Raw genomic sequence first — 12,595 nt, 5'->3', positions numbered from 1 at the left:
CTCAGGGACTATTGCACGGTTTCCGTTTCAATGTCCGCGATCGCCAGCAACGTCTTCAAGACCGAATCCGGGTTCAAGCTGATGGAGTCAATCCCCTCCTGCACCAGGAATTGGGCAAATTCCGGGTAGTCACTGGGTGCTTGACCACAAATCCCAATCTTGCGGCCGTTGGCCTTGGCGGTCTTAATTGCCATGCTCACCATCCGTTTCACCGCCGTGCAGCGTTCATCGAACAGGTGCGCCACCAACGCGGAATCGCGATCGAGACCCAATGTGAGTTGCGTCAGGTCATTGGAGCCGATCGAGAACCCATCAAACACCTCGCTGAAGGCATCCCCAGCGATCACGTTGCTCGGCAGCTCGCACATCACATAGATCTGCAAGCCGTTTTCGCCCCGTTTCAGGCTGTTTTCCGCCATCACCTCCAACACCCGCATCCCTTCTTCTGGGGTGCGGCAGAACGGAATCATCGGAATCACATTGGTTAAGCCCATGTCGTCGCGGACGCGCTTCAGGGCCTGGCATTCCAACGCAAAAGCAGCCCGGAATTTCGGATCGTAGTAGCGAGATGCGCCGCGCCAGCCGATCATCGGGTTTTCTTCGATCGGCTCGAATTGCCGCCCGCCCAGCAGGTTGGCATATTCATTGGTCTTGAAATCCGACATCCGCACAATCACCGGCTTGGGATAGAAGGCCGCCGCGATCGTGCCCACCCCTTGGGCCAGCTTCTCCACGTAGTATTGCGGACGATTGGTCTTATACAGGTGCGTCAACTCGCCCACCTGCTTACGCACCGACTTATCCTCCAGCTTGTCGTACTGGATCAGCGCCATCGGATGGACTTGGATGTGGTTGGCAATAATGAACTCCAACCGCGCCAAACCCACCCCATCGCAGGGCAACGAGGCCAGGCTGAACGCCTCTTCCGGATTGCCCACATTCATCAAGATCTGGGTTTTGGGTCGGGGCAAATTATCCAGGCGGGTTTCTTTAATCTCAAAGGGCACTTCTCCGGCGTAGACCTTGCCTTCGTCCCCTTCACAACAGGACACCGTGAGCATTTGGCCCGTTTCCACGGCGCTGGTGGCGTTGCCGGCCCCGACGATCGCCGGGATGCCCATTTCCCGAGCAATGATCGCCGCGTGACAGGTGCGACCGCCTTGGTTGGTGACGATCGCGCTGGCCTTCTTCATAATCGGTTCCCAGTCCGGATCCGTGCGGTTGGTGACCAGCACTTCACCCGCCTCGAACTCGTCAATGCGATGCACGTCCAAAATCACCCGTGCTCGACCGCGGCCCACCTTTTCACCGACGCTGCGACCGGTAATCACCACCGGTGGCCGTTGTTCCGGCGGCAGCGTAATCACATAGTTTTGCAGCACATTGCCGCTGCGTTGGGACTGCACCGTTTCTGGGCGGGCTTGCACAATAAACAAATCGCCCGTTTGCCCATCCTTGGCCCACTCAATGTCCATCGGAGTCGGCAGGCCGCGCACTTCGGAATAGTGATCCTCAATGATCACCGCCCAGCGGGCCAGTTGCACAATGTCATCGTCCCCGATCGCATAGCGGTTGCGATCGGCCAAGGCCACCGGCACATTCTTGGTGGGTTTGGTGCTGCCCGGCGCATAGATCATCTTGATCTCTTTCGTGCCCAGCCGCTTACTCAGAATGGGCCGCTTGCCCTGGGCCAAGGTGGGCTTAAAGACCACGTACTCATCGGGGTTCACCGCCCCTTGCACCACGTTTTCGCCCAAACCATAGGCCGCCGTCACCAGCACCACATCCCGGAAGCCGGTTTCCGTGTCCAGGGTGAAAATCACGCCCGAACTGTCCATGTCGGAGCGCACCATCTTTTGCACCCCCACGGATAGGGCCACCTCAAAGTGGTCAAAGCCCTTAATTTGACGGTAGGAAATGGCGCGATCGGTGAAAATCGACGCAAAACAGCGCTTACAGGCTTCCAACACCGCCGCCATGCCATGGACGTTCAGATAGGTTTCCTGTTGCCCCGCAAAGCTGGCATCGGGCAAATCTTCCGCCGTGGCGCTCGATCGCACCGCCACATCCACATCCGCCCCGTATTGCGAACAGAGCGCCTGATAGGCCCGGGTAATTTCCTCTTGCAAATTCATCGGAAATTCCGCGTGCAAAATCAAATTCCGCGCCTTTTGACCACACCGCCGCAAACTTTCACCATTATCCACATCTAAGGTGGCAAAAATGTCCCGCAGCTTGGCTTCTAACCCCGATTCTTGAATAAACGATCGGTAGGCAAACGCCGTGGTGGCAAATCCATTCGGAACACGCACGCCCTTCGCGGTCAACTGACGAATCATTTCCCCCAAAGAAGCATTCTTACCGCCGACCAAGGGCAAATCGGCAATGCCCACTTGATCGAACCAAAGCACTAACGCCCGATCGCGATCAGCCGCAGGGCGGGCATGAGGCACTGACGTGGCATGTGTCATAACCGAAGACCTCAGAACAACCTTGAACAACCTTCAAGAACGGAATCTGTAATCGGCAATTTGTAATCGGCAATTATTGTCAGGAATCTTTTTCTTGATCCCACCTTTAGCCAACAACGATCGGAGGCAGTGGTTGCCATCCAACCCTGGCTAAAAGTCAGTTAATTTACCCTCTGACCGTTCACAGAGCCAGCCCAATAACACTCATCCTTCAGCAGCATTGCAGCAAAAAATCCGCATCACCGCCTATCGAAATTCACGGTTTAAGGCAAGTTAATGATCAAAACCCGACCTTAACAGTCAGATGATGCGAAACGATGGCAATTCGTCAAAATCAATCTTTTGCAGTCAATCTTGGTCAAGTCCATGCAACGATAATGGTGATCTCAGACCTTAACAGTTCGTAATTTTGAATGAAATGAGGGAATTGACCAAAATTTGAGGAGCCGCTACAGGGATCCATCGGATGACTCGATCGAAATGATCGTGTTAAGAGAGTTTGTGAACCCATTGACAAAACAGTCCGATCATTTGCCAAGGATTTTGGAATTTGCTGAACTTAGCCTTTACAGGAGGAGATACTTCAATCGTTCCTCAAAGGACATGATTTAGGCAAGGTCATTTCCAAGTTGATTCTTGGAATCCGAAAGTAAAGAATTCAATCTGATTTGACGATTGAGGGCAATCTAAAGGAAAATAAAAATATCCAAAACGTCTTTGAGTCCTTGAGAACTCCCTGAGAAAGTTTGAAGTTTCCTGACTTTTAGTTCAGAGACTTTAAGTTTCCATGCCCGCTGATTGGATTTCTATCGATTTTTAACCGCTGAAATCCCTTAACTCAGCGGTGATTTAAATCAAATCAGTCAGTTCTTGGGTTGCTGCTTCTGGTCAGCCTTCGCTGTGGACACCATCAGCTCCCAATTCCCAAAACCATGCACAGGAGCTGTGTTATCGCAATTTTTGGCTTGGGATGACGTAATTCAGTGCGTATGATGAGTAGATGGTTATCTTATCCAATCGTCATGGTGGTAATAGCAACCACTGCCGACGATGGATTAAGCGTGGGCGATCGTGCCTTGAACGATCGGGCGTTAACGATGATGGGTCTACGGCCAGGTCACGGGCGGTTTTACGGCTAGTACACCGCTGACTCACTAGTTGCCCCGATGGCTCAGGCCCGCGAGGTGCAACCGGTGGGAATGACCGGTGATCGGGCTGACTTGGAACAGGCCCAAGGGGCGATCGCCCTGCGCATCTGACACTGCTCACCATTGGGCAGTCATAGCACCCAGTCAACGTCTAGACCGGCGATCTCAAAACTCTCATTCATTATCTCAATTCCTCATGTTTGAGGATCCACAAAGGGTGGAACTGGGAGGGGGAAATCAATCATTCCCAGTGTGTTTTAGGAGGCACAACCATGGGTAAACAACAGGGGTTGATGACGGCTGAGCAAACCTGCACCGATAGTGCTTGCCCAATCCAGGTGGTTTTGGAGGCGATCGGCCATAAGTGGTCGATCTTGATTTTGCGGCTGCTGCGCGATCAACCACGGCGGCCCAGTGAGCTGATGATGCTGTTACCCGGCATTAGCAGCAAAACCCTCACCCAACGGCTGCGGGGTTTGGAGCGCCATGGCTTAATTGTGCGGCGGGTTTATCCCGAGGTGCCGCCCCACGTGGAATATGCGTTGACGGCCAAGGGGCAGGAGGTGGAACCGGTGATGCAGGCGATGGCGCAGTTGGGTTTGAAATGGGTCGATAGCAACGATCCCTGTGGTTGCCACCCCAACGCTAAGTTGACGGTCGTTTAGGGTCGATCGAACGGGGATTCTGCTGGCCCGGTGTTGGGCCGGGTTGGAACTGGACTGGGACTGCCTCCAACGAGGCTTGTCCCGGACTGGGGCTGTTTGGAAACTAAAGTTCGGGATAAGCTGAAACCTGGTATTCCCGGTTGAAACGCCCCCAGTGGGGTTAATCAACCATCAACGGGAATCCTGGCTTAGCCCGAACAACCATTAACGCAGGCCCCGCAACAGCCGGCCCCACAGGACGGAGCTTGAGACCCGTTTTTGCTGATGAGTGACAAGAGCCTATGCCCCCCGGTGTTGCATGAGCCGGCCAGTTCGTCCTTGGGGCTGGAGGCAACCCTGGCGGATTTACCCAGCTATGACTGCGTGGTGGATGTGACGGTTTCGGGGTTTGCGCTGGCGAGCTGGCTGGCCCGTTATCCCCGGGTTCCCGGGGCGATCGTCATGGATCGCGGCCGACTGGAGGGGGTGATTACCCGCCAGCAATTATTGGAGTTTGCCATTCGGCCCTCGGGGGCAACCATCCTGGAGCAACCGTTGCAGGCCCTGTGGGGCTATTTGGAGCGGGATTGCCTAACTTTGCCGGTGGAGTTACCGATCGTCCAGGCCATGAAACGGGCCGTGAGCCGCACGATCGGGCTGTTGACGGATCCGATCGTGGTGCAATGCGCCGAAGGCCCTCGGCTGCTAGACACACGCGCTTTGATTGTGGCGGATTGGCAAATTCGCGGCATTGAAACCCAGGCTCGCTATGAGCGAATGCAGCTCCAGGCGATTCAAAACGACAAGTTAGCCAGCCTGGGGCGGTTGGTGGATGGGGTGGCGCACCAAATTCTGGATCCGGTGGGGTTCATTTGGGGCAACCTGAGCCATCTGGGATCCTATGGGGAGCAGTTGGTGCAGTTGGTGGATGCCTACCGAGATTGGGCGGAGCAGTCTAAGCAACCCATCCCCTGGACGATCACCAACTTGGAAGAGTCGGTGGATTTTGACTTTTTGCGGGATGATTTGCCACTGTTGCTCAGTAGTTTGCGCAATGGAGCGGAACGGCTGAAGGCAATTGTCAGCAGTTTGCAAAATTTCTGTCATCTCGATGATGTCTATCCGCATCCAACGGATTTGCACCAACGGCTGAATAGTATTGTGCTGCTGCTGCAAAGTCGGTTATCGGTACAGATTGAGTTTGTGCGCAATTACGGTTCGTTGCCGCCGGTTTGTTGCTATAGCAGTCAGATCGATCGGGCGTTGATGGCGGTGTTGGTGAATGCGGTGGATGTGCTGTTGGAGCGGGGAACGCGGGCCCAACTCAAGGCAGTGACCCTGAGCGCGGCGGAACAGCCCTACATCGAAATCAATACTTGGGTGGAACAGGATGCGGCAGCCCATTCCTGGGCGGTTGTGTCGATCGCGGATAATGGCCCCGGTTTGACGGCCATTCAGCGCCAGCAAATTTTGGAAAATTTCCAGCTCGATCGCCACCGGGTCAAGGAAACGGGCCTGACGGCGACCCATCACATCATCACGTCGCGCCATGGGGGGCAGTTGGATTTGCTCGATCGCCCCAGCGGTGGTCTGGAAGTGGTGATTCGGTTGCCTTTGGCCTAGGGAGCGGCGGTGGCCATGGGCCGCAACTGCGCCAATTGTCCCCATTCAGGCTGTTTAGGCTTGGATCCTTGGCTTAACATGGAAGCAACTCAATCAAAGGGTGATTGCTGCCCTGTGCGGTATGGTTTGCTGCTTAAATCCGCACTGTCATCAACCGATGAATCGGGATGATGCCCAATTTTGCCAATCCTGCGGGGCAGCCTTGGTGGCACAGTTGCGCAATCGCTATCAACCGGTGCGGCCGGTGGGGCAAGGGGGGTTTGGCCGCAGTTATTTGGCCATTGACCTCGATCGACTCCAGCAACCTTGCATCATCAAACAGTTTTCGCCCCAAGGCGGCAACCCGATTCACTCGATCGCCGGGGGTTCCATTAGTCGCGGTTTGTTGGCGACGGACTCCCTCACCGGCACGATCGCCCAAGACAGCAGCTACGACAAATACGAGCAGCTCTTTGCCGAAGAGGCCCAACGGTTAGCGGAATTGGGCGAGCATCCGCAAATTCCCGCCCTCTATGCCTATTTTGCGGAAGGGGGCCGGCTTTATCTGGTGCAGCAGTTCATTGCGGGGGACACGTTGGCCCAGCGGGTGGCCCGCGTGGGCCCCTGGAGCGAGGCGGCCGTGCGATCGCTCTTGTTGGATTTGCTGCCGGTGTTGCAGTTTGTCCATGGACGCAATGTAATTCACCGGGACATTAAGCCGGACAACATTGTGCTGCCGGAATCGGGTGAAAAGCCGGTATTGATTGACTTTGGCGTGGCCAAGCAACTGACGGGTGAAACGGTGACCCGAGGAGGAACCCGGGTGGGCACGGAGGGCTACGCGCCCTTGGAACAACTGCGGAGTGGCCATGCCTACCCAGCCAGTGATCTTTACAGCCTGGCGGCTACGAGTTTATTTGCGCTCACGGGCCATGCACCGGAGGAGTTGTTTGATCCGCTGGCGGGTCGGTGGGTATGGAGCGATCGCCTGCAAGAACAGGGGCGATCGATCGAACCCCAACTGGGCCAAGTGATCGATCGACTGCTGAGCGATCGCGTCAGTGAGCGTTACCCCAGCGCCGAAGCCGTGATTGCCGCCCTGGGCGAAGGCGATGCATCCCCCTCGGCCGCGCCCAGCCCCTCGGTCACCCTGGATCTCGGGCGCTATAAGTGGCGGCCCACCGTCACAATCGCGGCCCACAGCGATCGAATCTGTGCCCTGGCCTTTAGTCCCAATGGGCAATGGCTGGCCAGCGCCGGGGGCGATCGCCAAATTCGCCTTTGGCAATGGGCCACGAGCAACCTGCAGGCCGCCTGGGATGGCCATGATGGACGAATTACGGCCCTGCTGTTTAGTCCCGATGGGGAAAGTCTCATTTCTGCCAGCAGCGATCGCACCGTGCGGATTTGGCCCATCACCGGCGGCCCCGCTCACCATTGCCTCAAGCATCACCAAGATTGGGTCAGCGCGATCGCCCTCTCGCCCGATGGTCAAACCCTGGCCAGCAGCGGCGATGATGGGCGCTTGGTGCTGTGGAACTGGCGCAGCGGCGAACTGCTCCACAGTTGGCGTGCCCACAGCCGACCGATTCCGGCCCTGGCCTGGAGCCACGATGGCCAGGTGCTAATTGGGGGATGCAGCGATGGGCTAATTGGCTTTTGGGATGCCCGATCGGGCGATCGGCTCCACAGTTTGCAACAACACTTGGGTCGAATTTGCGCCCTGCAAGTCACCTCCGACGGCCAATGGCTGATCAGCGCTGGTGAAGACAAAACCATCAAGCTCTGGCCCCTGCAAGCCGGTCAACCCAGCAACGACAAACCCCAGCACATTTTCCGCGACAGCACCGAAGCAGTCTTTGCCCTGGCCGTTGCGCCCCATACGGGCCTGCTGATTGCGGGTGGAGAAGATCGCAAGGTCTATTGCTGGAACCTGGCCAACCAGGAACTATTACAGGTGATGAAGGGCCATGATTGGTGGGTGAATGCGGTGGCGATCGCCCCCGATGGGTTGACCTTGGCCAGCGGCAGCGGCGATCACACGATCCAAATTTGGCAACCCACCTAAGGCCAGCTCAAGGCCAAACTCAGTCCAACAACCGCCAGCCCGTTCAACAGGCGGTGATCTTGACCAATACCCAAGATCCGGGGGGCAACTCCCCAATTCACCGATCATCTGCAAAACGGGACTTTCAGCAACTTCCGTTGCCAAACCCCTTAAACTAAGGGCTAGTTTGGCAGGCCCAGCCCGGGCCGTCGATCATCGTTATCGCCCCACCATGCCGTAACGCAATTTATTCCAAGCAAGACGACCGATGAGGAGGATCGAGCATGGCCACTGAGCAAGAGCTGGACATGAATTCGGCTCAGGGGATTTCTCGGCGGGAACTCCGCGACCTCGTACGCGAACAATTGCGAGTCCTCTTGGAGCAAAACAACCTGACCGGTGCCAAGGCACTGTTGGTTCCCGTCAAAGCCCCTGACATTGCCGAGGCGATCGAGGGTTTACCCGAAACCATGCAGGCCCTAGCCTTTCGGCTCTTGCCCAAGGACGATGCGGCGGAAGTTTATGAACACCTAGAATCCAACGTTCAACAACTGTTGATTGAAGACTTCAAACGCCAAGAAGTCTTGGATATTGTCGATAAAATGTCGCCGGACGATCGGGCCAAGCTCTTTGACGAATTGCCCGCCAAACTGGCGCGGCGGATTGTGGACCAACTGAGCCATGCGGAACGGGAAGCCACCGCCCTGCTGTTGGGTTACGAAGCCAGCACCGCCGGCCGGATCATGACCCCCAAATACATTTCCCTGAAAGAGGAAATGACCGTTGATGATGCCCTGGCTCGGATTCGCCGCCTCGCGGACACCACGGAGACTATCTATTACCTCTACGTGACCGATAACACCCGCTGCCTGACGGGCATTGTTTCCCTGCGGGATATCGTCACCTCCCATCCGCAACAGTTGGTGAGCGAGCTGGTGACCCGGGATGTGGTCAGCGTCACCACCGATGAAGACCAAGAGGAAGTGGCCCGCATTATCCAGCGCTACGACTTTTTGGCCGTGCCCGTGGTCGATCGGGAAAACCGTCTGGTGGGTATCGTCACCGTGGACGACGTGATCGACATTTTGGAAGAAGAAGCCACCAAAGACATCTACGCCTTGGGCGGTGTGCAAGCCGGTGATGATGACTATTTCCAAACCAACCTGGTGACCGTGGCCCAGCGGCGGGTGGTTTGGTTGTTGGTGTTGTTGGTCACCAATGCGGTCACCGGGGCCATTATTCGCGGCCAAGACGACATCCTGAAACAGGTGGTGTCCTTGGCTTCCTTCATCCCGCTGCTGATTGGGACGGGCGGGAACGTGGGAGCCCAGTCCTCCACCGTGGTGATTCGGGGACTCAACATTGACCAGATTCGATCGGGGCCCCTGCGGGTGATTCGCCGGGAAGCCGTAGCCGGGGCCCTGCTGGGCATGATGCTCGGAACAATGGTTTGCGTGGGGGCTTTGCTGTTTCAATATCCGCCCGCCGTCGCCATTTCCGTGGGCGTGAGCCTGATGGCCATTTCCACCTTGGCGGCCACGGCGGGATCGGTCTTGCCCTTTTTGTTCCAGAGCGTGGGCTTTGACCCGGCCCTGATGTCAGCCCCCTTCATCACCACAGCGGTGGACATGCTGGGGGTTTTGACCTATTTCACCGTGGCGCGGTTCATGTTGGCCCGCTTCCACGGGGGCTGAGGCATGGCTAGCGATCCAGCACTTGCTCCAGGGCCTTCAACAGGGTCAGCACCGTTTCGGGCCGACTGTTAAAGCCCATCAGCCCCACTCGCCAAACCTTGCCGGCCAACTCGCCCAAGCCGCCGCCAATTTCGATGTTGTAATCCTCCAGCAGGCGACGGCCTACGGCCTTGGCATCCACCCCCTCGGGTACACAAACGGTGGTCAACGACGGTAGGCGAATCTCTTCGGCCACCTGGCATTTCAGCCCCATGGCCGCCAGCCCATCCCACAGCAGCCGCGCATTATCGGTATGGCGTTGCCAGCGAGCTTCGAGGCCCTCTTCAGCCACCAGGCGCAGGGCCTCTCGCAGGGCATAGTTCATGTTGATCGGGGCGGTGTGGTGGTAGGTGCGATCGCTCCCCCAATATTTGCCCACCAACGCCATATCCAAATACCAGTTAGCCACGGGGGTTTTGCGGGCCCGCAGCTTAGCCAAGGCCCGATCGCCCAGGGTAAAAGGCGAAATCCCCGGCGGACAGCTCAAGCACTTTTGACTACCGCTGTAGGCCGCATCCACGCCCCAAACATCCAAAAATAGCGGCACACCACCCAAGCTGGTGACCGTATCCACCAACAACAGGCAGTCAAATTCTCGGCAGAGATCGCTCACGCCTTCGAGGGGTTGCCGGGCCCCGGTGGAGGTTTCCGCATGAACTAACCCGAGGATTGCCGGCCGGTGGGTTTCCAGGGCGGTGCGCAACTCCGACAACGAGAATGCCTCGCCCCAGGGTCGGTGAATTTGCCGCACTTCCGCACCGTAGCGGCTGGCCATGTCGCTCATCCGATGGCCAAAGTAGCCATTTACCCCCACCAACACCACATCTCCCGGTTCCACCAAATTGGCGAGGGTGGCTTCCATGGCGGCGCTGCCCGTGCCACTGACCGGAATTGTGAGGGCGTTGTCCGTTTGCCAGGCGTAGCGCAGCAGCTCTTGCACCTCGTTCATCAGCTCAATGAAACGCGGGTCAAGGTGGCCCACTTGCCGCATCCCGATCGCCTGGAGCACCCGGGGGTGAGCATTCGAGGGGCCAGGCCCCAACAGCAGACGCGGCGGCACGTTCAGTTGGCTGGTTTGCAGGCGGTGGCGATCGCTAACGGTGGGCGCGGAGGCGGTGGGGTTGGGAACTGCGGCAATCATAAGGCTCTAAAAAACAGGTCTTTTATGATTGACCCATGATAAAAGCTGGCCGATCGCCCAACGATGAAGCCTGATTAAGATTTTTTGGCCCCTAGCTTGAGCGCAAACTCAGCCGCTGCAACTCGTGATCGACCAACAGCCACAACTGACGATTGCGGGGGTCGGTGTTGAGGGCTTTTTTCAAATAGGTTTCGGCACGGCTGCCCTGGCCTCGGTTAATGAGTTCCCGGCCCCAACGGTGATAGGCGATCGCCAGCCACTGTTTCACCTCTTCATCCCGATCGAGCCGTTGGGCCAGCCCCTCCGCCAGGGCGATCGCGCTGGGGAATCGGCCCCCCTGGAACAGCTCCTGTAATCGGCGGAACGCATTTTCCTTTAACTCTTGCTCAAAGGGCGACAGGGACGGATTCACCTGCACCTGAGGTTTCACGGTCGATCGCGCGGTCGATCGTGCGGTTGATGGGTAGCGATTAGACTGAGCCGCTGGGTTAGTTGCTGGATTAGACGCTGGGTCAGGCGCTTGATTGGTTGCTGGGCGAGTTGCTGAGTTAGGCGCTGAGTTAGTCGCTGAGTTAGGCGCTGGGGCAGGTTCCCGAGGCGGCGGCGGGGATGCGGCCGGTGGGGGTGGGGACTGGGGCGATCGGGCCGCGGGCGGCGGCGGGGACGGCGCAGCAACCGTAGCCGACGACGACCCAGACCAAGGAACCGTTGCACTGGGCCGCCCCGATCGCTCCATCAGGGCCCGGTAGGCCTGGGCCAAGGTCGCAAAGGTTTCTGCCGAAGCCGATCGATGGCCCGAGTCGGGATGGTAGCGCCGGGCCAGCCGCCGATAGGCCCGCTTGATATCTGTCACCGGCGCACCCGGCGGCAGTTCCAGCAGTCGATAGCAGTCCCGCACCGTCAAGGCCATAGCCACCTCAGTTCCTCACCCAAAATCCTGGCGAGCACCCCAAACCCTTTTAAAAATAACCGATCGAACCCCGTTGCCACGATTCAACCCAATTACGGGTCAAAGATGAGGGGCGATCGACTCGCTCTCGAATCGATCGCCCCGTGGTGAACCCTGCCGTGATCGGGCAAGGGGCAGAGATCAAACAAGGGGCTTAAGCCCCTTGTCCACCGTGGTCGAAGTAACGACCGGCCCTAGTCCCGCGACTCAATCACCCGATCGATCAAGCCGTAGTCCTTCGACTCTTCCGCCGACAGCCAATAATCCCGCTCCGTATCCTTCTTCACCTTCTCCAGGCTTTGGCCCGTCCGCAGCGCCAGGATTTCATCCAACTGGCTGCGGGTTTTCAGAATTTCCTTGGCCTCAATGTCGATATCCGTGGCTTGGCCGCGGAAACCGCCCATACTCGGCTGGTGAATCATGATCCGGGCATGGGGCAGCGCCAACCGCTTGCCCTTGGCCCCGGCCGCCAGCAGGAAGGCCCCCATCGAGGCCGCCAAGCCCACGCACACCGTCACCACGTCGGATTTGATGTGCTGCATCGTGTCATAAATCGCCATCCCCGCCGTTACCGAACCACCCGGCGAGTTGATGTACAGCACAATGTCCTTGCTGTTGTCTTCCGAGTCGAGGTAGAGCATCACCGCCACGATTTCGTTGGCGATTTCGTCGTCCACCTCTTTACCCAAAAAGATGATCCGCTCCTGGTACAGGCGGTTATAGATGCTGATCCACTGGGTGTATTGGCTACCCGGCAGACGATAGGGAACTTGGGGAATGCCAATCGGCATAGGATCGAGACTCCTTCTTCAAATGGCTGACTAGTGGGTGGTTGGATGGATTGGGAGCGTCATCAGGGC

Annotated in this window: 8 protein-coding genes; 4 read left to right on the top strand and 4 right to left on the bottom strand. The window is 57.6% G+C overall.

Annotated features, from left to right (window positions below; genetic code table 11):
- Positions 1-8: 8 nt before the first annotated feature.
- Positions 9-2,471 carry a phosphoenolpyruvate synthase gene (gene ppsA, locus AC2IAX_RS11155; RefSeq protein WP_494387566.1) on the bottom strand — a complete coding sequence of 821 codons (2,463 nt, stop codon included), beginning with the start codon at positions 2,469-2,471 and terminating at the stop codon, positions 9-11.
- 1,420 nt (positions 2,472-3,891) lie between these two features.
- Between ppsA and AC2IAX_RS11150 the strand changes: the two genes are divergently transcribed.
- From AC2IAX_RS11150 to mgtE, 4 genes are all read left to right on the top strand, one after another.
- Positions 3,892-4,284, top strand: a complete 393-nt coding sequence (locus AC2IAX_RS11150) for a winged helix-turn-helix transcriptional regulator (RefSeq protein ID WP_494387565.1) — start codon at positions 3,892-3,894, stop codon at positions 4,282-4,284.
- Between the two features lie 264 nt (positions 4,285-4,548).
- Positions 4,549-5,886, top strand: coding sequence for a sensor histidine kinase (locus AC2IAX_RS11145; protein ID WP_494387564.1), 1,338 nt, complete (start codon positions 4,549-4,551; stop codon positions 5,884-5,886).
- A gap of 121 nt (positions 5,887-6,007) precedes the next feature.
- Positions 6,008-7,933 (top strand): protein kinase domain-containing protein, encoded by a 1,926-nt coding sequence (locus tag AC2IAX_RS11140; RefSeq protein ID WP_494390364.1) that lies wholly within the window; start codon positions 6,008-6,010, stop codon positions 7,931-7,933.
- 263 nt (positions 7,934-8,196) lie between these two features.
- Positions 8,197-9,606 (top strand): magnesium transporter, encoded by a 1,410-nt coding sequence (gene mgtE / locus AC2IAX_RS11135; RefSeq protein WP_494387563.1) that lies wholly within the window; start codon positions 8,197-8,199, stop codon positions 9,604-9,606.
- A 7-nt stretch (positions 9,607-9,613) separates the two neighbouring features.
- On the opposite strand, the gene AC2IAX_RS11130 is transcribed toward mgtE, so the two are convergent.
- From AC2IAX_RS11130 to AC2IAX_RS11120, 3 genes are all read right to left on the bottom strand, one after another.
- Positions 9,614-10,786 carry a pyridoxal-phosphate-dependent aminotransferase family protein gene (locus AC2IAX_RS11130; RefSeq protein WP_494387562.1) on the bottom strand — a complete coding sequence of 391 codons (1,173 nt, stop codon included), beginning with the start codon at positions 10,784-10,786 and terminating at the stop codon, positions 9,614-9,616.
- Between the two features lie 91 nt (positions 10,787-10,877).
- Positions 10,878-11,696: a DnaJ domain-containing protein gene (locus AC2IAX_RS11125; RefSeq protein WP_494390363.1), complete on the bottom strand. Its 819-nt coding sequence runs from the start codon at positions 11,694-11,696 to the stop codon at positions 10,878-10,880.
- A gap of 233 nt (positions 11,697-11,929) precedes the next feature.
- Positions 11,930-12,526 (bottom strand): ATP-dependent Clp protease proteolytic subunit, encoded by a 597-nt coding sequence (locus AC2IAX_RS11120; RefSeq protein ID WP_463185602.1) that lies wholly within the window; start codon positions 12,524-12,526, stop codon positions 11,930-11,932.
- Positions 12,527-12,595: the final 69 nt, after the last annotated feature.

This window comes from Limnothrix sp. HT2024 (genome assembly GCF_059138625.1).
Note: the sequence above shows the minus strand (reverse complement) of the source record. Positions and strands in the feature narration are given on the sequence as shown.

Coding starts and splice junctions, on each gene's coding strand:
- ppsA (WP_494387566.1), bottom strand. CDS start 2,471: ATGACACATGCCACGTCAGTGCCTCATGCCCGCCCTGCGGCTGATCGC.
- AC2IAX_RS11150 (WP_494387565.1), top strand. CDS start 3,892: ATGGGTAAACAACAGGGGTTGATGACGGCTGAGCAAACCTGCACCGAT.
- AC2IAX_RS11145 (WP_494387564.1), top strand. CDS start 4,549: ATGAGTGACAAGAGCCTATGCCCCCCGGTGTTGCATGAGCCGGCCAGT.
- AC2IAX_RS11140 (WP_494390364.1), top strand. CDS start 6,008: ATGGTTTGCTGCTTAAATCCGCACTGTCATCAACCGATGAATCGGGAT.
- mgtE (WP_494387563.1), top strand. CDS start 8,197: ATGGCCACTGAGCAAGAGCTGGACATGAATTCGGCTCAGGGGATTTCT.
- AC2IAX_RS11130 (WP_494387562.1), bottom strand. CDS start 10,786: ATGATTGCCGCAGTTCCCAACCCCACCGCCTCCGCGCCCACCGTTAGC.
- AC2IAX_RS11125 (WP_494390363.1), bottom strand. CDS start 11,696: ATGGCCTTGACGGTGCGGGACTGCTATCGACTGCTGGAACTGCCGCCG.
- AC2IAX_RS11120 (WP_463185602.1), bottom strand. CDS start 12,526: ATGCCGATTGGCATTCCCCAAGTTCCCTATCGTCTGCCGGGTAGCCAA.